Annotated in this window: 17 protein-coding genes and 1 pseudogene; 10 read left to right on the forward strand and 8 right to left on the reverse strand. The window is 71.2% G+C overall.

Annotated features, from left to right (window positions below):
• The first annotated feature begins 83 nt into the window (after positions 1-83).
• The 4 genes from FRAAL_RS13795 to FRAAL_RS13810 all read left to right on the forward strand — a co-directional run bounded on the left by FRAAL_RS13795 (position 84) and on the right by FRAAL_RS13810 (position 5,959).
• A complete protein-coding gene (locus FRAAL_RS13795) occupies positions 84-1,766 on the forward strand; it encodes a carboxyl transferase domain-containing protein (RefSeq protein WP_011604307.1) in 1,683 nt (560 codons plus the stop codon).
• A 47-nt stretch (positions 1,767-1,813) separates the two neighbouring features.
• Positions 1,814-3,859 (forward strand): acetyl/propionyl/methylcrotonyl-CoA carboxylase subunit alpha, encoded by a 2,046-nt coding sequence (locus FRAAL_RS13800; protein ID WP_041939294.1) that lies wholly within the window; start codon positions 1,814-1,816, stop codon positions 3,857-3,859.
• A 28-nt stretch (positions 3,860-3,887) separates the two neighbouring features.
• Positions 3,888-5,039, forward strand: a complete 1,152-nt coding sequence (locus FRAAL_RS13805; RefSeq protein WP_011604309.1) for an acyl-CoA dehydrogenase family protein — start codon at positions 3,888-3,890, stop codon at positions 5,037-5,039.
• A gap of 107 nt (positions 5,040-5,146) precedes the next feature.
• Entirely contained in the window at positions 5,147-5,959 is an 813-nt protein-coding gene (locus FRAAL_RS13810) for a COG4705 family protein (protein WP_050997117.1), read from the forward strand.
• A 45-nt stretch (positions 5,960-6,004) separates the two neighbouring features.
• Here FRAAL_RS13810 and FRAAL_RS13815 read toward each other — a convergent pair whose 3' ends face one another.
• Positions 6,005-6,697 (reverse strand): response regulator transcription factor, encoded by a 693-nt coding sequence (locus FRAAL_RS13815; RefSeq protein ID WP_041939295.1) that lies wholly within the window; start codon positions 6,695-6,697, stop codon positions 6,005-6,007.
• Positions 6,698-7,026: 329 nt separating this feature from the next.
• On the opposite strand from FRAAL_RS13815, the pseudogene FRAAL_RS36080 reads away from it, so the two are divergent.
• Positions 7,027-7,554, forward strand: a pseudogene (locus FRAAL_RS36080) (AbrB family transcriptional regulator); the annotation flags it as partial.
• A gap of 97 nt (positions 7,555-7,651) precedes the next feature.
• On the forward strand, positions 7,652-7,891 hold the full coding sequence (locus FRAAL_RS34195) for an AbrB family transcriptional regulator (protein WP_011604313.1): 240 nt from the start codon (positions 7,652-7,654) through the stop codon (positions 7,889-7,891).
• Between the two features lie 32 nt (positions 7,892-7,923).
• Here FRAAL_RS34195 and FRAAL_RS13825 read toward each other — a convergent pair whose 3' ends face one another.
• The 5 genes from FRAAL_RS13825 to FRAAL_RS13845 all read right to left on the reverse strand — a co-directional run bounded on the left by FRAAL_RS13825 (position 7,924) and on the right by FRAAL_RS13845 (position 12,514).
• Positions 7,924-8,472, reverse strand: a complete 549-nt coding sequence (locus tag FRAAL_RS13825) for a hypothetical protein (RefSeq protein ID WP_050997119.1) — start codon at positions 8,470-8,472, stop codon at positions 7,924-7,926.
• A 104-nt stretch (positions 8,473-8,576) separates the two neighbouring features.
• Positions 8,577-9,188 carry a cysteine hydrolase family protein gene (locus FRAAL_RS13830; protein ID WP_041940521.1) on the reverse strand — a complete coding sequence of 204 codons (612 nt, stop codon included), beginning with the start codon at positions 9,186-9,188 and terminating at the stop codon, positions 8,577-8,579.
• A 54-nt stretch (positions 9,189-9,242) separates the two neighbouring features.
• Positions 9,243-10,784, reverse strand: coding sequence for a catalase (locus FRAAL_RS13835; RefSeq protein ID WP_011604316.1), 1,542 nt, complete (start codon positions 10,782-10,784; stop codon positions 9,243-9,245).
• Positions 10,785-10,799: 15 nt separating this feature from the next.
• On the reverse strand, positions 10,800-11,246 hold the full coding sequence (locus tag FRAAL_RS13840) for a Fur family transcriptional regulator (protein ID WP_011604317.1): 447 nt from the start codon (positions 11,244-11,246) through the stop codon (positions 10,800-10,802).
• A 113-nt stretch (positions 11,247-11,359) separates the two neighbouring features.
• A complete protein-coding gene (locus FRAAL_RS13845) occupies positions 11,360-12,514 on the reverse strand; it encodes a phosphotransferase family protein (RefSeq protein WP_157892091.1) in 1,155 nt (384 codons plus the stop codon).
• A gap of 258 nt (positions 12,515-12,772) precedes the next feature.
• On the opposite strand from FRAAL_RS13845, the gene FRAAL_RS13850 reads away from it, so the two are divergent.
• The 3 genes from FRAAL_RS13850 (at position 12,773) to FRAAL_RS13860 (ending at position 17,435) form a co-directional block, all read left to right on the forward strand.
• Positions 12,773-13,981, forward strand: coding sequence for an NAD(P)/FAD-dependent oxidoreductase (locus FRAAL_RS13850; RefSeq protein WP_041939296.1), 1,209 nt, complete (start codon positions 12,773-12,775; stop codon positions 13,979-13,981).
• Between the two features lie 294 nt (positions 13,982-14,275).
• A complete protein-coding gene (locus FRAAL_RS13855; RefSeq protein WP_011604321.1) occupies positions 14,276-15,127 on the forward strand; it encodes an SAM-dependent methyltransferase in 852 nt (283 codons plus the stop codon).
• A gap of 466 nt (positions 15,128-15,593) precedes the next feature.
• Positions 15,594-17,435 (forward strand): glycoside hydrolase family 26 protein, encoded by a 1,842-nt coding sequence (locus FRAAL_RS13860; protein ID WP_011604323.1) that lies wholly within the window; start codon positions 15,594-15,596, stop codon positions 17,433-17,435.
• Between the two features lie 204 nt (positions 17,436-17,639).
• Here the strand turns inward: FRAAL_RS13860 and mshB are convergent, their stop codons facing one another.
• Complete coding sequence (gene mshB / locus FRAAL_RS13865; RefSeq protein ID WP_306281568.1) at positions 17,640-18,515, reverse strand: N-acetyl-1-D-myo-inositol-2-amino-2-deoxy-alpha-D-glucopyranoside deacetylase; 876 nt, start codon at positions 18,513-18,515, stop codon at positions 17,640-17,642.
• A 186-nt stretch (positions 18,516-18,701) separates the two neighbouring features.
• Between mshB and FRAAL_RS13870 the strand changes: the two genes are divergently transcribed.
• On the forward strand, positions 18,702-19,787 hold the full coding sequence (locus FRAAL_RS13870; protein ID WP_011604325.1) for a PLP-dependent cysteine synthase family protein: 1,086 nt from the start codon (positions 18,702-18,704) through the stop codon (positions 19,785-19,787).
• Here the strand turns inward: FRAAL_RS13870 and FRAAL_RS13875 are convergent.
• Positions 19,738-20,298 carry a DinB family protein gene (locus tag FRAAL_RS13875; protein WP_041939297.1) on the reverse strand — a complete coding sequence of 187 codons (561 nt, stop codon included), beginning with the start codon at positions 20,296-20,298 and terminating at the stop codon, positions 19,738-19,740. The genes FRAAL_RS13870 and FRAAL_RS13875 overlap by 50 nt on opposite strands.
• Between the last annotated feature and the right edge of the window lie 356 nt (positions 20,299-20,654).

Consider the following 20,654-nt stretch of genomic DNA (forward strand, 5'->3'; position numbering starts at 1 on the left):
CCGGAAGTACCCGGTCGGTGGCGGACGTCCCAGCCGGGCCGGACAGTCGACGGAGGTGTTAGCGCGCGCTAACATCTGGACTCATGTTAGCGACTGTTAACGTCGGCGACGGTCCGGCCGCCGCGCGCGCACGGGCCGCGGCGGCGGAGGACCTCACCGGGCCGCCGCTGCGCAGCGCCGTCGACGCCGCCTCGCCCGCGGCGCGCGGGTACTCCGAGACCCACACCGCGCTCGTCGCCGAGCTGCGCGAGCGGCTCGCCGCGGCGGCCCTGGGCGGCCCCGAGCCCGTCCGGCGCCGGCACGTCGAGCGCGGCAAGCTGCTGGCGCGTGAGCGCATCGAGGTGCTGCTCGACCCGGGCAGCCCCTTCCTGGAGCTGTCCCCGCTGGCCGCCGACGGGATGTACGACGGCGACGCGCCGGGTGCGGGCATCGTCACCGGAATAGGTCGGATCGCGGGACGGGAATGCGTCGTCGTCGCGAACGACGCGACCGTCAAGGGCGGGACGTACTACCCGTTGACGGTGAAGAAGCACCTGCGGGCGCAGGAGGTGGCGCTGCACAACCGGCTGCCCTGCGTCTACCTCGTCGACTCCGGCGGGGCGTTCCTGCCGATGCAGGACGACGTGTTTCCCGACCGGGAGCATTTCGGCCGGATCTTCTACAACCAGGCCACGATGTCGAAGGCCGGCATCGCGCAGATCGCGGCGGTGCTCGGTTCGTCGACGGCGGGCGGCGCCTACGTCCCGGCGATGAGCGACGAGACGGTCATCGTCCGCAACCAGGGAACGATCTTCCTGGGTGGGCCGCCGCTGGTCAAGGCGGCCACGGGAGAGGTCGTCGCCGCCGAGGACCTCGGCGGCGGTCTGCTGCACGCGAAGACCTCCGGGGTCGTCGACCACCTGGCCGACGACGACGCCGACGCCCTGCAGACGGTGCGCCGGATCGTCGCGAACCTGGCCCCGCGGGCGGCGCGGCCCTGGCCGGTCGCGGCGGTGGAGGAGCCCGCGGTCGACCCGGCCGGCCTTTATGCGGCGGTGCCGACGGACTCGCGGACGCCGTATGACGTGCGGGAGGTGATCGCGCGGATCGTGGACGGGAGTCGGTTCGCGGAGTTCAAGCGGGAGTACGGGTCGACGTTGGTGACCGGCACGGCGCGGTTGCATGGTCATCCGGTGGGGATCGTGGCGAACAACGGGGTGTTGTTCGGGGAGTCGGCGTTGAAGGGGGCGCATTTCATCGAGTTGTGTGACCAGCGGGGGATTCCGTTGGTGTTCCTGCAGAACATCTCGGGGTTCATGGTGGGGCGGGAGTACGAGGCGGGTGGTATTGCGAAGCACGGGGCGAAGATGGTGACGGCGGTGGCGTGTGCGCGGGTGCCGAAGTTCACGGTGGTGATCGGGGGTAGTTTCGGTGCGGGGAACTACTCGATGTGTGGGCGGGCGTATTCGCCGCGGTTTCTGTGGATGTGGCCGAACGCGCGGATCTCGGTGATGGGTGGGGAGCAGGCCGCGGCGGTGCTCGCCACCGTCCGCCGCGAGCAGTACGCCGCCCGTGGGCAGGACTGGCCGGCCGAGGCGGAGGAGGACTTCCGCGCCCCGATCCGCGAACGCTACGAGGTGCAGGGCAGCCCCTACTACTCGACGGCCCGGCTGTGGGACGACGGGGTGATCGACCCGCGCGACACCCGCACGGTGCTCGGGCTCGCGCTGTCGGTGGCGGCCAACGCGCCGATGGACCCGCCCGGCTACGGCATCTTCCGGATGTGAGGGCGACGGGGGTGATCGCGACGGAGGTGACGACAGGAAGGGCGAGCATGTTCTCGACAGTGCTGGTGGCCAACCGCGGGGAGATCGCCGTACGGGTGATCCGGACCCTGCGCGAGCTGGGCATCGAGTCGGTGGCGGTCTACTCCGACGCCGACGCGGGCGCCCGCCACGTGCGGGAGGCCGACGTCGCCGTGCGGATCGGGCCGGCGCCCGCCCGCGAGTCCTACCTGAACATCCCCGCGGTCCTGGCCGCGGCGACCTCCACCGGGGCGCAGGCCATCCATCCCGGGTACGGATTCCTGTCGGAGAACGCGGAGTTCGCGGCCGCCTGCACCGAGGCGGGGATCGTCTTCATCGGGCCGCCCACGCGGGCCGTGGAGGTGATGGGAGACAAGATCACCGCCCGGCGGGCGGTCGCCGCGGCGGGGGTACCCGTCGTCCCGGGCCGTGACGACCCGGCGATGACCGACGCCGACCTGCTCGCCGCGGCCGACCAGGTCGGCTATCCGGTGCTGCTCAAGCCGTCCGCCGGCGGTGGCGGCAAGGGCATGCGGGTGGTCACCGACGCCTCCCGGCTGGCCGCGGAGGTCGTCGGCGCGCGCCGGGAGGCCGCCGCGGCGTTCGGCGACGACACCCTGTTCGTCGAGCGGTACGTGCAGACGCCCCGCCACATCGAGGTGCAGGTTCTCGCCGACGCGCACGGCACCGTCGTGCACCTCGGCGAGCGGGAGTGCAGCCTGCAGCGGCGTCACCAGAAGGTGATCGAGGAGGCGCCGTCGGTCCTGCTCACCCCGCAGGCCCGGGAGCGGATGGGTGCGGCGGCCGTCGCCACGGCCGCCTCGGTCGGCTATGTCGGGGCGGGCACGGTCGAGTTCCTCGTCGCTGCAGCGAACCCGGAGGAGTTCTTCTTCCTGGAGATGAACACCCGCCTACAGGTCGAACATCCGGTCACCGAGCTGGTGACCGGGCTCGACCTCGTCGCCGAACAGCTCCGGATCGCCGCCGGGGAACCACTCGGCTACACCCAGGCCGACATCCGGCTGACCGGTCACGCGGTGGAGGCCCGGGTGTACGCGGAGGACGCCGCGCGCGGTTTCCTGCCGACGGGCGGGCAGGTCCTGCGGCTGGACGAGCCGTCGGGGCCCGCCGTGCGGGTCGACTCGGGGTTGCGCCTCGGCACCACCGTCGGCTCCACCTACGACCCGATGCTCGCGAAGATCATCGCCCACGGGCCGGACCGGGACACCGCGCTGGACCGCCTCGACCGGGCACTGGCCCGCACCTGCGTGCTCGGCGTGACCACCAACGTCGGCTTCCTGCGGGCCCTGCTCGAGCATCCGGACACCCGGGCCGGGCGGCTCGACACCGGGCTGATCGAACGGGACCTCGACGCCCTGGTCGCCGCGGCCCCGGGCGCGGCCGACGTCCCGGCCGTGTACGCGCTGGTCCGCCTGCTGGAGCTGACGCCGGACACACCGTTCGTCGATCCCTGGGACGTCCCCAGCGGCTGGCGGCCCGGCGAGCACTCGTCGCTGCACTGGACGATCACGGCCGCCGGCCTCGCCGGACCGGTCGAGGTCGGTGTCCGCGGCACCCCCGCGGACGCGCTGGTCGCCGTCGACGGCGGCGAGCCGATCCCGGCCGCGGTGGAGTGGGCCGACGCTCCCGCGGGCGAGCGGGCCAGCCGCCTGGCGGCCGGGGGTGAGCTGGTGGTGACGCTGGCCGGTCGTACCCGCCGGTGGCGGGTCGTCGCCGACGGTGCCACGCTCTGGCTGGGCGCCGACGGCGCCGCGTGGCCCGTCTCCGAACACCGCCGCCGCTCGGCCGCGGCCGCCGTCGAGGCCGGCGGCGAGGCCCGCAGCCCCATGCCCGGCACCGTCATCGCCGTGCACGCCGCCGCCGGCGACGAGGTGGCCGCCGGCACGCCGCTGGTCGTCGTGGAGGCGATGAAGATGGAGCACACCGTCGGCGCCCCGGTCGCAGGCAGGGTCAAGGACGTCCTCGTCGGCGTCGGCGAGCAGGTGACCCTCGACGCGGTGCTCGCCGTCGTCGACCCGGCCCCGGTCGCACTCTCCACCCCGGTCGCACCCTGAACCCGGTCGAATCCAGAAGGAGTCACCCATGCCCGACACCCGGTTGAGCGAGGATCAGGAGTCGCTGCGCAAGCTCGTCGAGGAGTTCGCCCGCGAGGTCGTGGCGCCGGCGGCGGCGGTACACGACGAGGCGAAGACCTTCCCCTACGAGGTCGTCGCGCAGATGGCGGAGATGGGGCTGTTCGGCCTGCCGTTCCCGGAGTCCGTCGGCGGGCAGGGCGCGGACTACTTCACCCTGTGCCTGGCGATCGAGGAGCTGGCACGGGCGGACTCGTCGGTGGCGATCACCCTGGAGGCCGGCGTCGGGCTGGGTGCGATGCCGGTGTACCGGTTCGGCTCCGACGCGCAGAAGGAGCAGTGGCTGCCGCTGCTGACGTCGGGACGGGCGCTGGGCGCGTTCGGCCTGACCGAACCCGGCGCCGGCAGCGACGCGGGCGGCACCCGCACGACCGCTCGCCTTGACGGCGACGAGTGGGTCGTCAACGGGTCGAAGGCGTTCATCACCAACTCGGGCACCGACATCACCCGGCTGGTGACAGTGACCGCGGTGACCGGGCAGACCGCCGCCGGGCGCAAGGAGATCTCGACGATCCTGGTGCCGGTGCCGACCCCGGGCTTCACCGCGCAACCCGCCTACTCGAAGGTCGGCTGGCACGCCTCCGACACCCACCCGTTGACGTTCGACGACGTGCGGGTGCCGGCGGAGAACCTGCTCGGCGCGCGGGGCCGCGGGTACGCGAACTTCCTGAGCATCCTCGACGAGGGGCGCATCGCCATCTCGGCGCTGGCGGTGGGGCTCGCCCAGGCCTGCGTCGACGAGAGCGCGCGCTACGCCAAGGAGCGGGAGGCGTTCGGCGCGCCGATCGGGCGTAACCAGGCCATCGCCTTCAAGATCGCGGAGATGGAGACCCGGACGTACGTCGCGCGGGCGGCCTACTACGACGCCGCCTCCCGGATGCTCGCCGGCCAGCCGTTCAAGAAGCAGGCCGCGATGGCGAAGCTGTTCTCCTCGGAGGCGGCCGTCACCAACGCCCGGGAGGCGACCCAGATCTTCGGCGGGTACGGCTTCATGAACGAGTACCCGGTCGCCCGGCACTGGCGGGACTCCAAGATTCTGGAGATCGGCGAGGGGACCAGCGAGGTACAGAAGATGCTCATCGCCCGCGACCTCGGCCTGTAGGGTCGCCGCCGCGGGCCGGACCTGCCGGGAATCCCGCCCACACACGCAGTCGGGTCCCCGCAGACGCAGTCAGGTTATTGTCAGGTCCGGGCTGCGAGCCTCGCGACATGACTGCTGTGACTGGCCGGGCGCAACCCTGGGGCCGGACGACGCTGAACAAGGTCCCCCAGGTCACGATCTTCTTCTGGATCATCAAGGTCCTCTGCACCACCATCGGTGAGACCGCGGCGGACTTCCTCAACTCGAATCTCGGCCTGGGCCTGACGAACACGACCTACGTGATGGGCGCCCTGCTGGTCGTCGCGCTGTTCTTCCAGTTTCGGCAGGAGCGCTACGTTCCCTGGGTCTACTGGCTCGCGGTCGTGCTGATCAGCGTGGTCGGCACGCTCATCACCGACAACCTGACCGACAACGCCGGCGTGCCGCTGGAGGTCACCACCGCCGTGTTCGCCGTCGCGCTGGCCGCGACGTTCGCGGCGTGGTTCGCGGTCGAGCGGACGTTGTCGATCCACACCATCCTCACCACGCGCCGGGAGGGCTTCTACTGGCTGGCGATCCTGTTCACGTTCGCGCTTGGCACCGCCGCGGGTGACCTGGTCGCGGAGAAGCTGAACCTGGGCTACGGAGTCTCCGTGCTTGTCTTCGCCGCAGCCATCGCCGCCGTGGCGGCGGCCCGCTTCGCGCTCGCCGCGAACGCCGTGGCCACCTTCTGGGTCGCCTACGTGCTGACCCGGCCGCTCGGAGCCTCCGCCGGTGACCTGCTGTCCCAGCCGCGGGACGAGGGCGGCCTCGGTCTGGGCACGGTCGGGACGACGGTGATCTTCCTCGTCGCGATCGTCGGACTCGTCGCCTACCTCACGGTCCGGCGCCGGGACGAGATCGCCCCCGAGGGCCTGCCGGGGAGGACGACGCAGGCCTGAGGCGCGCGGCGCGCGGCGGGCGGCCGGCGGCCGGCGGCCGGCGAGTCAGTGCAGCCGGTAGCCGATCCCGCGGACGGTGTCGAGCCGGGCGTCGACCGCCGCCACCCGCAGCGCGCGCCGCAGCCTCGTCACGTACGAGTCCAGCGTGTTCTCCCGCACGATTGCGCCGGCCGGCCAGGCCGAACAGACCAGCGTCTCCCGGCGGACGACCTCCCCGCGGCGCACCAGCAGGGTCGCCAGCAGGCGGTATTCGGTCGGGCTCAGGGGCACGGCCGTGCCGCCGCTGCCCAGGCGGAACCGCAGCGGATCCAGGGCGATCGCGATCGCGCCCGTGTCCGTGTCCGTGTCCGTGCCCGCATCCGATCGGCGGCGGCGGACCAGCACGTCCAGTCGGGCGGCGAGTTCGGCGAACGCGAACGGCTTGGTCAGGTAGTCGTCGGCCCCGCGGGCGAAGCAGCGCAGCCGGTCGGGCAGCGCGTCCCGTGCTGTCAGCACCAGCACTGGCGCCCCGACACCGCGGTCGCGCAGGGCACTGACGACGTCCATCCCGTCCATGTCCGGCAGGCCCAGATCCAGCACGAGGGCGTCGGGCCTGGCCGCGACGGCGGCGACCCGGCCCAGGGCGGAGGCGCCGTCGTGGACCGCCCACACGATCTGGAAGTCCGCCGCCTCGAGTCCGCGGACGAGGACGCGCCGCAGCGCCGGATCATCCTCGATCACCGCGATGGCTCCGGGCACCGCTCCCGCACCTCTCCTTCGACGCGAGCTCGACGGATGGAACGAGATGCAGAACATCACGCCGGGGGTGTGAAGACCGTGTGAGGGGAACGCCGCAGCCTCGGACCAGCATCGGAATCCGCCCGCTCCGACCTTGGGGCCAGGTATTCTGGCCCCAAGGTGGCGGGGTGCGATGGTCTGTCCGGGTGGCCCCCTTTTCTGCATTCATCGATTTCACATCCGACGCCCGTACCCTCGGTCGGGTGCAAGGAGATCTCTTTTCACCACGGCGCCACGGAAATGGCGGCGCCTGGATTCTTCTCGTGGTGGGCTGCTATCTCCTCGGCGAGATGGGCGAAATCGTGGGGGTGCCCGCGCCACAGCTCGTCGTCCCGCTGCTGGTGGGGGCCTTTCTTGCGCTCGGTGGGATGGTCCGGCGGAATCTCCCGGCCCCGACCATCCGCGGATCGCAGGCCGTCCTCGGCGTCCTGATGGGAAGCTATCTGAACATCTCGGAGCTGCGTTCGGTCCTGGGTACGGCGCTTCCTCTGACGGCGGTCACGCTGGCCACCATCGCGCTGTGCCTGCTGGCGGCCCTGCTGTTCACCCGGACGAGCCGGGGCAGTGTCACCGACGCGGCGCTCGGCATGATGCCGGGTGGTTCGGCCGCGATCGTCGCCTGCGCCGAGGAGCTGCGGGCGGACAGCCGCCTGGTGGCCCTGAGCCAGTACCTGCGGGTGGGGCTCGTCGCGGTGACGGCACCTGCCGTCGTCGCCGTCTCCCACGGGACGGTGGGACGCCCGCGCCCGGGATCCTTCCCGGCCTACGCGCACCTGGTCGACGGATCCAGCCAACTGCTTGGCCTGGCGTTCCTCCCCGGAGTCTGCCTGCTCGGAGCCCGCGCGGGGCGCCGCCTCGGGCTGCCGGCGCCGGCGCTGCCTGGGCTGTGCGGGCCTGGCCTGGGCGCTGGCCAGGATGATCGGCATCGCGTTCCTGGAGTCCTACCTGGCGACCACTCCGGGCGGCATCAACGCGGTGCTCGCCACCGCCACTGTGGCCCACGTCGACGTCGGTGTGGTCTCCACCGTTCAGAGCTTCCGTCTCGTCCTCGTGGTGCTGCTGACCCCGCCGCTGGTCCGCTGGCTCCTCCGCCGGGCGCTGCCGGCCAGCCCCGCCCCAACCCCCGCCCCCGAAGAACGCGGGGTCTTGCCCTGACGCCCGTCCGGCGGGCCGGCCGCACCTGCGGGTCAGGTCCGGTCGGCGCCGCCGAACACGGCCCGGGCGGCGGTGATCCGCAGGTCGTCGAGTGCGTCGGCCTGCCTGCGGGCCCGCTCGAGCAGCACGTCGAGACGGTCCTGGTCGAGCGGGTCGTAACGGTCGGCGACGGCACTCAGGGTGCGCCAGGCGGCCGCCTTGCCCGCGATCCCGATCCGCAGTGTCTCCAACTCGACCACCGTGCTCAGCGCGGAGCGGCGCACGACCCGGCCGTTGGACTTCAACCGGCCCGCCGCCTCGGCGAGCCAGCCGGCCGCGATCTTGTACTTCCGTTCGGGGACGCCGAGGGCGCGCATCAGCTCGAGCAGCGCCTCGCGGTCCTCGGCGATCTCCGAGGCCACCCGGGCCAGCGCGTCGCCGGAGGGTGTTCCGCGATGGGCCGTCGCCGTGCGGCGGGCGAGCCGCAGCCCGGCGGTGGAGCCGGCCAGGTGGTCGTTCAGGTAGATGCCGAGTGGATCCGGGCCGGCCTGCGCCCCGGCCACCCGACCGCCGGTGATGGTCTCGGTCCTGGCGTCACTCATGCCACGCCTCCCTCACTCGGGGCACCGCCGCGGGTCGGTCCTGCGGTAGGTGTCTCCGGCCGGGCCCGGACCAACCCTTGCCGCAGGCTCCTCGGCTGGGCGGCTCAGCGCCAGGCGGCGGTGATGGTGGGGGAGGGCACGACGAAGGCGATGTTGCGCATGGTGTAGCGCACGACGTGTTCGGCGTATTCGTACGGGTCGCCCGCGATGCAGTCCGGCGGGACGACGACCGTGTAGCCGAGGTTCATCGCCTCGATGGCGGTGCCCAGGACCGCGATGTTCAACGAGACGCCGGTGACGATCAGGGTGGAGACCTTCGTGTTGCGCAGGTACTGGTCGAGGCCGGTGGCGAAGAAGCCGGTGAGGCCCTGTTCCCGGCGGAACACGACATCCTCCGGGCGCGGCGCGATCTGGGGCATCACCGGACCCTGGCCCCCGGTGGTTCCGGCGGCCGACGACGACCGCAGATTCACGAACGTGTTGTGCGCGAAGCCGAAGCCGTCGGGGCGCCGTTCGTCGGTGCAGTAGTAGATCCGCACGCCCACCTTGCGGCCCGCGTCGAACAGCGCGGACAGGTTGTCGAGCAGGCCGGTGCGCCGGGCGGACTCGGCGAGGCCGGGCAGTAAGGGCCGGTCGCCCAGGAGGTTCTCCTGGCATTCCATGTTCACGATGGCGGTGGTGGCCGGGTCCAGGTGCGGCGTCACGTCGAGAGGCATGGTCGGCACGCTACCCGGCACCGCCCGGGTAGCGTGCCCTCTCTCAGGCCCTCGTCAGGCCTTGGCCTGCGCGTCGGACCGGGCGGGGTTGGCCTGCTGCGCGGCCTTCGGGTCGGTCAGGTGCTGCTTGGCCCGCACGCCCGCCTCGATCCGGCCGCCGAGGTCCTTGTCGACGTTGCGCCAGTACTCGAAGGCGCGCTCGAGAACCGGCTCGCTGACCCCGTTGAGCAGGTGGCCGACGATGTTGTCGACCAGCCGGGCCCGGGCGGCGTCGTCGAGGACCTCGCGGACCATCGTGCCGGCCTGGCCCCAGTCGTCGTCGTCGGGACGCAGGGTGTAGGCGGTGCGCACCATCTCGCCGTCGGCGTGCCAGCGGCCGCCGTCGTCGGTCAGCTCCGGCCGGGCCGCCGGGCCGCCGTAGGAGTTCGGCGCGTACACCGGGTCGCTGACGTTCTGCACCCGCATCGCGCCGTCCTTGGAATAGCTGTGGACGGGGACCTTCGGCGAGTTCACCGGGATCTGCTTGTAGTTCACCCCGAGGCGGGCGCGGTGGGCGTCGGCGTAGCTGAACCCGCGGGCCAGCAGCATCTTGTCGGGAGACAGCCCGGTGCCGGCGACGAGATTGTTCGGCTCGAAGGCGGCCTGCTCCATCTCGGTGTGGTAGTCGCTGACGTTGCGGTTGAGGGTGAGGCGGCCGACCTCGTGCAGCGGGTAGTCGGCGTGCGGCCACACCTTCGTCAGGTCGAACGGGTTGAACCGGTAGGTCTTCGCGTCCTCGAACGGCATGATCTGCATCTTCAGCGTCCAGCTCGGGAACTCCCCGTCCCGGATGTGCTCGTACAGGTCACGCTGGTGGTAGTCGGTGTCGATCGCCGCCATCTGGTCGGCCTCGTCCTGGGTGAAGAACTCGATGCCCTGGTCGGTCTTGAAGTGGTACTTCACCCAGAACTGCTCGCCGGCCGCATTGATCCACATATAGGTGTGGCTCGAGTAGCCGTTCATGTGCCGCCACGTGCGCGGGATGCCGCGGTCGCCCATCAGCCAGGTGACCTGGTGGGCGGATTCCGGCGACAGCGTCCAGAAGTCCCACTGCATGTCGTGGTCGCGCAGGTTGTTGTCGGCGCGCCGCTTCTGCGAGCGGATGAAGTGCTGGAACTTCAGCGGGTCCCGGATGAAGAACACCGGCGTGTTGTTGCCGACGATGTCGAGGTTCCCCGCGCTGGTGTAGAACTTCACCGCGAAGCCGCGCGGGTCGCGCCAGGTGTCGGGGGAGCCCCGCTCGCCCGCCACGGTCGAGAACCGGATGAGTACGTCCGTCCTGGCGCCCGGCTGGAACACCGCCGCCCGGGTGAAGGCGCTGACGTCGTTGGTCACCTCGAAGGCGCCGAACGCGCCGCCGCCCTTGGCGTGCGGCTGGCGCTCCGGGATGCGCTCCCGGTTGAAGTTCGCCATCTGCTCCAGCAGATAGTGGTCTTGCAGCAGCAGTGGGCCGTCCGGCCCGACGGTCAACGAGTGTTCGTCGCTGGCGACGGGCACTCCGGCGTCGGTCGTCGTCGGACGGGTCTCAGTCGTCGGACGGGTCTCGTATGTGGTCACAACGTCCTCCTCGCCTTACCGTGCAGGGACACCATCCGATCCGCTGTCACCTGGTCTGCAGTCGCGGCACACGCCCCAGAACACGACCTCGGCCTCCTCGATCACGAACCCGGCGTCGTCGGCCGGCTCCAGGCAGGGGCGAGCGCCGGTCACGCAGTCCACATCGGCTACCCGCCCGCAGACGCGACAAACCAGATGGTGATGGTTGTCGGCCGTGCGGGTCTCGAAGCGGGCCGGCGAGCCCGCGGGCTCGATGCGGCGGACGAGACCGGCGGTCACGAACACCGTCAGCACGTCGTAGATGGCCTGCTTCGAGACCGTGCCCAGCCGGGCGCGAACCCGCTCGGCCACCGCGTCGGCCGTCGCGTGCGGATGCTCGGCGAGCACGTCCAGCACCGCGAGACGCGGCCCCGTCACGCGCAGGCCGGCCCCCCGCAACGTCGTTGCCCGGTCGGTGGCCATGGACCGATCGTGTCACCTTTTCTGGAAGGAGTCAATTTAACGACCAGGTCGTCTTGCCGGGCCCCGTCTTACCGGGCCCCGCGTTACCGAGTCCCGCGTGACCGGGCTCCGCGCTACTGGGCCTCGAGCAGGGCCAGGGTGTCGAGGTCGGCGGTCGCGATGGAGAAACGTCCGATCATCGTGTGGTTGTCCTGCCCCCAGTGGTCCTTGGTACCCATCCAGGCCTGCAGCCCGTACATCGCCCACCGGCGGTACTGCTCCCAGATCGCGTCCGCGGACGGGACGTCGCGCGCGCCCGTGGCCAGCAGCGCCTCCCGGTAGCGGACCAGCAGCTCGCGCTCGTGGGCGCGGCGTTCGTCGACGGTGAGCGCGCCGACCATGAAGTAGCTGACGTCGCGCCAGGCGTGGCCCTTGCGGACCATCTGCCAGTCCAGCCAGATGCGGTGGCCGTCCGGGCGCAGGTAGGTGTTGCCCAGGTAGGCGTCGCCGTGCACGATCGTGCGCGGCCCGGTCTGCTCGCGGGCGTACTGGTTGAGCAGGTCGTAGGCGCGCAGGAAGCGCTGCGGGTCGGCGACCATCCAGGCCGGCAGCCGTTCGATGTAGACGTCGCGGCCGAGGTTCTCCTCGACCAGCCACCACATGATCCGGGCCTGGTCGCAGTCGCCGCGGGTGTCCATCGAGGTGGGCAGCCAGCTCGCCGCGTCGAGCCGGGGGCTCGCCCAGTAGCTGCCGTGCAGGACGGCCATGTCGTCGAGCGCCCGGCCGACCGCGTCGACGCCGATGTGCTGGTAGCTGTTGCCGAACTCGCCGCCGAGCTCGATGAGGTCCTCCAGCACCGCCAGCCCCTGGCCGCTGCCGTCGGGATCCCAGTCGGCGTAGTAGAACCGCGGCGCCGGGATGGCGCTGCCCTCGACCAGCTCGTGGTAGAAGCGAGCCTCCACCTGGCAGATGTCCATGGGGTTCGCGCGGCCGGTGAAGTTCGCCTTGAGGCACAGGTGCTCGGGCAGGCCCGCCCGCCGGCCGACCTCGTTGTAGGTGACGGCGACCCGCCCCTTCGTGGTGTGGGTGTTGCGCAGCTCCACGGTCCGCAGGTCGGTCACCTCGATGCCCGGGTAGCGGTTGGCCAGCATCGCACCTAACCAGGGGGCGGTGATCTCCTCCCAGCGCATCGGCATCGGCGCCGGCCGGGCGTACGGACCGTAGCTGTCCAACTCCGTGACATCGGGCCGCCAGGGCTGGGCGGAGGGCAGGCTCGGGCTGTTCGACACGCGGCGACTCCCGTCGTTCACACTCGGCTACGACACCCGCCCTGTGCAGGCACTGGCGCCGGTGGCAGATTGTGTCAGCCTTGCCCGTCACACGCCTGTTCACGTGGGACGCTCGGTTCGGCCGGAGATCATCCTTTTCTCTGGCACCGGGTGCCACTAGAGTGCTGGGCGTCCGGCGGCTGGCGCAGAGGTGTGCCGGTGCAGGCGTGTCGTGTCGGTGGGCGCTGGCCCGCCCCGGTCGTGGAGGGCTCTGGCTGCATGGACAGGATCGTCATCGTGGGGGCGGGGCTCGCCGGCGGGCGGGCGGCGGTGGAACTGCGCGCGCAGGGGTTCACCGGGAGCATCGTGCTGCTGGGCGCGGAGGAGCACCCGCCCTACGACCGGCCACCGCTGTCCAAGGGTGTGCTGTCGGGTCGGCTCGAGGAGACCACCCTGCCGCTCGACCTCGGCGGCGTGGAGGTCCGGCTCGGCCAGCGGGCCACCGGGCTGCGCCCCGGGACCGTGGAGACGGACGCGGGCCCGCTCGCCTACGACGGGCTGGTGCTCGCCACCGGGGCCGCGCCGGTGACCCTGCCGGGTGACGGGCCGCAGCGGGTGCTGCGCACCATCGACGACGCGCGGGGGCTGCGCGACGCGCTCAAGCCCGGCGTCCGCCTGGTCGTCGTCGGCGCGGGGTGGATCGGCGCGGAGGTCGCGACGATCGCGGCGAAGATCGGCGCCGAGGTGACGGTGATCGAGGCGGCCGCGTCGCCGCTGCAGGTGGCGCTCGGCGGCGAGGTCGGCGGGCAGACCGTGCCCTGGTACGCCGAGGCGGGCGTGGACCTGCGCCTCGGGGTGTCGGTGCGCGAGATCGGCCCGCAGGCGCTGGTGCTCGGCGACGGTGAGGTGCTGGCGGCCGACGAGGTCGTCGTCGGGGTGGGCGTGCGCCCGGACACCGCCTGGCTCGCCGAGTCCGGCCTCGTCCTGGACCGGGGGGTCGTCGCCGACGAGCATCTCGCCGCCTCCTGGAGCGCGGACGGGCCGCCGGTGGTGGTGGTCGGGGACTGCGCGGCGTGGTGGTCGCGGCGCTACGACCGGCGGCTGCGGGTGGAGCACTGGGACTGCGCGCAGGGCAGCCCCGCGGTCGCCGCGGCCACGCTGCTCGGCGGCGAGGCGGTCTACGACCCGGTGCCCTACTTCTGGTCGGAGCAGTTCGGCCGGATGGTGCAGGTCGTCGGGCTGGCGGGGGCGGGGGACACGCGGGTGTGGCGGGGGGACCCCGGCGCCGTCACGGCGCCGGAGGCCAGGCGGGCGCCCGGCTGGTCCGTCGGCTGGTTCGCGCCCGACGGCCGCCTGTCCGCGATCGCGACCGTGAACCGCCCCATGGACGCCGTCGCCGCCCGTCGCCTGATCGCCGCCGACGCGGTTGTGGACGCCGAGCGATTCACCGACCTCGCGATCCCCCTGAAGGACCTCGCCACCGCGTGACCTAACCACCGCGTGACCTCGCCACCGCGTGACCTCGCCACCGCGTGACCTCGCCACCGCGTGACCTCGCCACCGCGTGACCTCGCCACCGCGTGACCTCGCCACCGCAAGACGCGGACCTCCCCACACTCGCGCCCGATTCGTCGGGAATAATGCGCAGTGCGACCTGTTCGCTCCACTGTGGCAGCTCTGCCGCTACAGACCTGCCGCTACAGCTCTGCCGCGGCAGCTCGGAGCGGGTCGGCGGGGACCGAGGACTCGGCGGACGAGAGGCATGGGGCTGGCGTGGGAGACGTGCAGGATCGTGAGGAGCCCAGGCCGTGGTGGAACAGCGCGGTCGAGGGCGACCTGGCGTCGGTGGATCTGAAGACCGATCAGCCGCATTCGGCCCGTATCTATGACTACTTCCTGGGCGGGAAGGACAACTTCCCGGCGGACCGCGCCGCCGCCGAGCAGGCACTGATCGGTTTCCCGACGGCCCGGACCGGCGCCCGGGAGAACCGGGCCTTTCTGCGGCGGGTGACCCGCTTCCTCGCGGCGCAGCGGGGGATCAGGCAGTTCCTCGACATCGGCACCGGCATCCCCACGTCCCCGAACCTGCACGAGATCGCGCAGGCGGCGGTCCCGGACGCGCGGGTGGTCTACGCGGACAACGACCCGATCGTGCTGGCACACGCCCGCGCCCTGCTCGCCAGCACCCCGCAGGGTCGGACCGCCTACATCGACGCGGACCTGCGGGATCCGGCTGCGATTCTCGCCTCCACCGAGCTGCGGGACACCCTCGACCTGGCCCGCCCGGTGGCGCTGTCGCTGATCGCGGTCTTCCACTTCATCCCCGACGAGGCCGACCCGTACGGGATCGCCGCCAGGCTGCTCGACGCGCTGCCCTCGGGCAGCTACCTGGCGCTCTCGCACGCCACCGCAGACCTCGATCCCGGCGCCGAAGAGCTGGCCGCGACCTACCGGGCGCGCGGCGTGTCGATGACCATGCGCGGCCGGGCGGCGGTGGAACGGTTCTTCGCCGGGCTGGAGCTCGTCGAGCCGGGCGTGGTGGCCGCCCAGCGCTGGCGCCCGGACGACCCGACGCTCGCAGGAGTGGCCGACGCCGAGGTCAGTGGATACGGCGGTCTCGCCCGCAAGCCCTGATGTGACAGCGTCATCTGGGTGCATTCCGTCCGGTCCAGTGGACCAACCCAGGGGTTGCCTGCCTTCACCCGTGCGGAGAAGTGCGCGTCGAATCTCCGTAGAATAATGCATAACCATGTTGAACTGACCCTTGGATCTAACGTCTGTCCCGGTCGATGGAAATGACAGTTCATCGACGACCGCAAGGTCACATATCCGCGACCCAGGACGGGACGAGAAAATGCAGGCGGAAGACATGCCGGACGGGACTGGTTCCCGACCGCAGGAGAATCCCGGCGGCGGTGATGGACGGGTCCACCCACGCCGCCGGCGCGGTGCGCGCGGGGGCGCAACGGCCCGCCGCCGGCACGGGCGGCCACCCGGACCCAGCCGCGTGCGGATCGAGCTGCCGCGGCACCGTTCAGTGCGATCCCCACGCCGGCGCCGGAGCACCACCAGGCTCCGCGGCCGGCTCGGTTGGGCGGCCGTGGCGCTGGCCAGCGTCACGGCGAGCACGTGGGCGCTGGCGACGCCCGCGAGCGCCGCCACGGTCACGATCGAGGACACCGCCGTCGGCACCGGGAACAACCAGGTCTCCTACACGGGAACCTGGACCCAGTGCAGCGGATGCGCGCCCAGTACCCTCAACGGCAGCTATCGGTCTTCCACGAACTACGGCTCGATCGCCACGGTCCGGTTCACCGGAACCCAGGCCAACATCTTCGGCGTCAAGGGGCCTGACGGCGGGCACGCCGCCTTCAGCGTCGACGGCAGGACGCCGACGGTCGTGGACACCTTCGCGACGACCCTCGCCGCCAGCCTGGTGTTCAGCACGGGCCCACTCTCGGCGGGCGCCCACACCGTGCAGATCACGAACATCCACGAGCGGAACCCGGCGTCCAACGGTTACTACGTCGCCTTCGACCGCGCCGAGGTCACCACCGACCCGGCGCCGCCCCCACCACCGCCACCGGCCCCGACGGCGACCGTCGTCGAGGACACCGCCATCGGCACCGGGAACAACCAGGTCTCCTACTCCACCGGCTGGGTGCCCTGCGTCGGCTGTGTGACCTCACCCAACAACAGCCTGTACTACACCGGCGTCGCCAATGCGGTCGCCACGGTCCGGTTCACCGGCACCCAGATCAACGTCTACGGGGTCAAGGGTTCGGCCAACGGGTTCGGGACGTTCCGGATCGACGGCGCCCAACCGGTCGTCGTCGACACGTACGCCCCGGTTTCCTCCGTGACCCTGCTGTACACCTCGAACCTGCTGACGGCCGGCGCGCACACCCTGACGTTCACGAACGACGGCCATCGCAGCACCGCGTCCAGCGGGAACAACATCGGGTTCGACCGGGCCGAGATCACCACCACGTCCGTGCCGAGCACGCCCCCGATCTACGCCGGTCCCCGCTCGGGCAAGCCGTGGCTGTCCGGCACCTTTCCCGACCCGGTCATGAACCAGTCGAACCTCGAGGCGTTCTGCACCTGGCGCGGCACCCCCTGCGACTTCGTCCTGCTCTATGTGACGCGGAACAACTGGACGAACGTCACCCAGCCGGCGGATCTGTTGCGTACGTTCGCCACCTGGCCGGGAAGACTGATCATCTCCATTCCGCCGTTCCCGGAGAACATCGGCGCCAGTAACGCGACCTGCGCCACCGGCGCCTACGACTCGTACTGGCGGACCTTCGGCACCTTCCTGAACACCTACGGCCGGCAGAACTCCTTCCTGCGGCTCGGCTGGGAGAGCAACGGGGACTGGTACCAGTGGGCGGGCACCAACCCGACCGACTACGTCAACTGCTTCCGGCATGTCGCGGACGCCATCAACTCGACGGCCGAGCCGGATCCCACCATCTGCTGGTGCCTCAACGCCCACTACTCGCAGAACCCGCCGAGCCACAATCCGATGGAGCTCTACCCCGGTGACGCCTGGGTCGACGGGGTCGGCCTCGACGCCTACGACCACTACCCGCCGTCCACGACGAAGGCCGCGTTCGACGCCCAGGCCAATGCACCCGGCGGGCTGAACTACTGGTACAACTTCGCCCAGGCCCACAACAAACTCTTCGGCGTCGGAGAGTGGGGTGTGGTCAGCGGCAGCGGTGACAACGGCGGCGGCGACAACGCCAACTACGTCCAGTGGATGTACGACTGGTTCGTGGCCCATGCCGGCAAGGGATTCGCGTACGAGTACTACTTCAACAACTGTGACCAGGGCAACGTCGGGTCCAACCTGTACCGACCGCTCGGCAACGGGTGCTTCTATCGGAATCCCAACGCGGGGGCGCGATACAAGCAGCTCTATTCTGCCAGACCATAGTTGGCGAGGATTCGGAACGCGTTGCCCGCGGGCCCCGGTCCGCGGGCAACGCGTTCGTCGGGTGGAGATCGGTAGGCCGCCGAGCGGTACGGGGGTCTGTGCTCGGGTACGAAAGCGCTGGCCGGGGGGAGGCGACAGCATGATCTTCAGTGTGGCGGCGGCGCGCGGTCCGGGACGCGACGCGGCGGGGCGGCCGCGCCGCGGTCAGGGGACCAGCCCGGCGAACAGATCGTCCTCCTTACCTGATGCAGCGGGGGGGCCCGGTGTGCCCCGGGCCAGCACGTAGTGCTCGGTGGCCCGGGCGGCCTGCCCGTCCCCGTTGACCAGGGCGAAGAAGAAGCCGTCGACGGTCATCTGGGTGCGATGCGCCCGCATCGCCTCGACCTTCGCGGCGAAGAAGTCGGGGGCCTCGATCCTCGTGGTGACCTTGGCGTCAGGAACCGACAGGAGCATGTCCGAGGGCATGCTGATCCCCTCGGGTGCGGTCTTCGCGAGATCGGACCGCCACAGCTGATCGACCGCGGCATCGACCGCGGCCCGCGACAACGCCGTCTCGTACAGCTTCGAGACCTGCCATGGTTCGCCGGCCTGAGGTGCGAAGTCCGGGTCGGCGGCATCGTCGAAGGCCCGGACGGTCACGTCGTGCGCGCGGATGTGGTCCGGATGCCCGTAGTCCCCGATCGCGTCGTAGGTGACCATCACCTGCGGGCGGACCTCCCGCACGATCCGTACCAGCGCCTCGGACGCCGCCGTCAGGTCAGCCCGCCAGAAGGATCGCGGATCCGCGTTCGAGGGGCTGGACATCATCCCGCTGTCCCGCCAGCGGCCGGCGCCGCCGAGGAAGCGGTGATCGGTGACCCCGAGCGCGGCGCAGGCCCGCTCCAGCTCACCGATCCGGTACCCACCGAGCTGGTCCGCGTGGTCGGCCCGCAGATTGATCAGCTCGGGGATCAGTACCTCGCCCATCTCTCCCAGCGTGCAGGTGACGAGGACGACCCGGGTATCACGATCGGCGGCGTAGTGGGCCATCGTCGCCCCGGTTGCGATCACTTCGTCATCCGGATGGGCGTGCACGAACAGAACACAGCGTTCGGGCGCGGTGACGGCACCAGGACCAGCAGACACGGAACCGACCCTACGAGCGGTCGTCGGGGTTCGCACCTCGATGTCCCGCCGGTGCCGGCCGACCATGCGAGGGCCCCGCCGACCACGCTGCCTAGCACGTTGTCAACCACGCTGTCAACCACGCGAAGGCGAGGTGGACACATGAACATCACGCCGCGCAGCGCCGACCGGGCGTGGGCCGACGAGGCCATCCGCAGGGTCGAGGCCGACGCCAACCGGTCCGCCGACACCCACCTGATCCCGCTGAACCTGTGGCCGGCGGACCGGGGTGTCGACGTCTACCTGAAGGACGAGTCCTCCCACCCGACCGGCTCGCTGAAGCACCGGCTCGGGCGGTCGCTGTTCCTCTACGGGCTGTGCAACGGCTGGATCCGGGAGGGTACGACGATCGTCGAGGCGTCGTCGGGCTCCACGGCGGTCTCGGAGGCGTACTTCGCCCGCATGCTCGGGCTGCCCTTCATCGCGGTGATGCCGGCCCTGACGAACGGCCAGAAGATCGCGCTGATCGAACGCGAGCAGGGGCGATGTCATCTCGTCGAGGACGCCGGGTCGGTCTACTCGGAGGCCAGGCGTCTCGCCGAGGCCGCGGACGGGCACTACATGGACCAGTTCACCTACGCGGAACGGGCGACGGACTGGCGCGGCAACAACAACATCGCCGAGTCGATCTTCAGTCAGATGGCGCTCGAACGCCACCCGGTTCCCCGCTGGATCGTCGTCGGAGCCGGCACCGGGGGCACCAGCGCCACGATCGGGCGGTACCTCCGATACCGCCGCCACGACACCAGGCTGTGCGTCGTCGACCCGGAGAACTCCGTGTTCCACCGGTTCTGGTCGAGCGGGGACGGCCGGCCCCTCGCGGGCACCTCGCGCATCGAGGGGATCGGCCGCCCGCGCGTGGAGCCGAGCTTCCTGCCCGCGGTCATCGACCGGATGATCGCTGTCCCCGACGCGGCGTCCATCGCCGCCATGCGGTTGCTGGAAACGCTGACCGGCCGCAGGGCAGGCGCGTCGACCGGGACGAACCTGTGGGGCACGGTGCTGCTGGCCTGCGAGCTGGCGTCCGCGGGCCGCCACGGCAGCGTGGTCACGCTGATCTGCGACGGCGGGGAACGGTACGCCGACACCTGCTACTCCGAGTCGTGGCTCGCGGCGGCCGGCCTCGACCCGCGGCCCTTCACCGAGATCCTCCAACGCGCCACGGCCGCCGGCAGGTGGCCGGACTGACGGCGGCTGTCCTGTCACACGCCTGTCGTGCGGCGGTGATTTGTTCGCGGAGAATGTCACCATGGCCGGCGTGACGGGCGAAATCCTCGATCAGGAGCAGGTAGACAAACCGCAGGCTGACATCGCCGGCACGGGGGTGCGCCCTGGTGTCGTCGAGCTCGAAGTCCGCGGCGATCACGCGGGAACGCTCGCTGGCACGCTCGAACTCGGCGATCACGTCGGCCAGCGCTTCGCCGTCGGCGACGACGAAACTGCCGTCGTCACCGGTGGCGTAGCCGTCGCAGGCGGACTCGTCCAGGCCGAGCAGGGTGCGTTGGAACCAGATGCGCTCGGCGGTGGCGGCGTGTTTGATCAGCCCGATCGGTGTGGTCAGGGAGACGACCAGGCGCCGCCGTGCGTCGGTCTCGGACAGCCCTCGCGCGGTGTCGATGAGTGCTTGCCGGTTGCGGTCAAGCAGGCTCTCCAACATGAGACGTTCGGGTCCAGTGGTCAGGCGGGGCCAGATGAACATCAATTGTCCAGCTTTCTGAGTCGAAAGGACATCAACAGACCGGCTCGTCGTCTTCGCCTGAACGGGACAGCGGCGATGCGCGACCCGGGTGCTTTCACCTGTCCGGCTCCGCCCGACCGAGCGCGGCGCGCAGCGTCGCCAGGTGCTCGACGGGCTCCGGTCGCGGTCGAGCTCCGTGGCGAGCCCGGCGAAGCCTGGAGCTGCACCACTTCCCGGACACGCGCAGCACGCGCAGCACGCGCGGAAGTTCCTATTGCCCGATCGGGAGGGTACCGGCCGGCCCTGCGGCTGCCGGGGGGCGGGCGACGATGGCCCCGCCGAGGTCGATGGCCTCGCCGAGGTATCCGACGCGCCCG

This window comes from Frankia alni ACN14a (assembly GCF_000058485.1).
Taxonomy (GTDB): domain Bacteria; phylum Actinomycetota; class Actinomycetes; order Frankiales; family Frankiaceae; genus Frankia; species Frankia alni.

Coding starts and splice junctions, on each gene's coding strand:
- FRAAL_RS13875 (WP_041939297.1), bottom strand. CDS start 20,298: ATGTTCATCTGGCCCCGCCTGACCACTGGACCCGAACGTCTCATGTTG.
- FRAAL_RS13795 (WP_011604307.1), top strand. CDS start 84: ATGTTAGCGACTGTTAACGTCGGCGACGGTCCGGCCGCCGCGCGCGCA.
- FRAAL_RS13830 (WP_041940521.1), bottom strand. CDS start 9,188: ATGCCTCTCGACGTGACGCCGCACCTGGACCCGGCCACCACCGCCATC.
- FRAAL_RS34195 (WP_011604313.1), top strand. CDS start 7,652: ATGATCGGCATCGCGTTCCTGGAGTCCTACCTGGCGACCACTCCGGGC.
- FRAAL_RS13850 (WP_041939296.1), top strand. CDS start 12,773: ATGGACAGGATCGTCATCGTGGGGGCGGGGCTCGCCGGCGGGCGGGCG.
- FRAAL_RS13805 (WP_011604309.1), top strand. CDS start 3,888: ATGCCCGACACCCGGTTGAGCGAGGATCAGGAGTCGCTGCGCAAGCTC.
- FRAAL_RS13870 (WP_011604325.1), top strand. CDS start 18,702: ATGAACATCACGCCGCGCAGCGCCGACCGGGCGTGGGCCGACGAGGCC.
- FRAAL_RS13810 (WP_050997117.1), top strand. CDS start 5,147: ATGACTGCTGTGACTGGCCGGGCGCAACCCTGGGGCCGGACGACGCTG.
- FRAAL_RS13840 (WP_011604317.1), bottom strand. CDS start 11,246: ATGGCCACCGACCGGGCAACGACGTTGCGGGGGGCCGGCCTGCGCGTG.
- FRAAL_RS13825 (WP_050997119.1), bottom strand. CDS start 8,472: ATGAGTGACGCCAGGACCGAGACCATCACCGGCGGTCGGGTGGCCGGG.
- FRAAL_RS13800 (WP_041939294.1), top strand. CDS start 1,814: ATGTTCTCGACAGTGCTGGTGGCCAACCGCGGGGAGATCGCCGTACGG.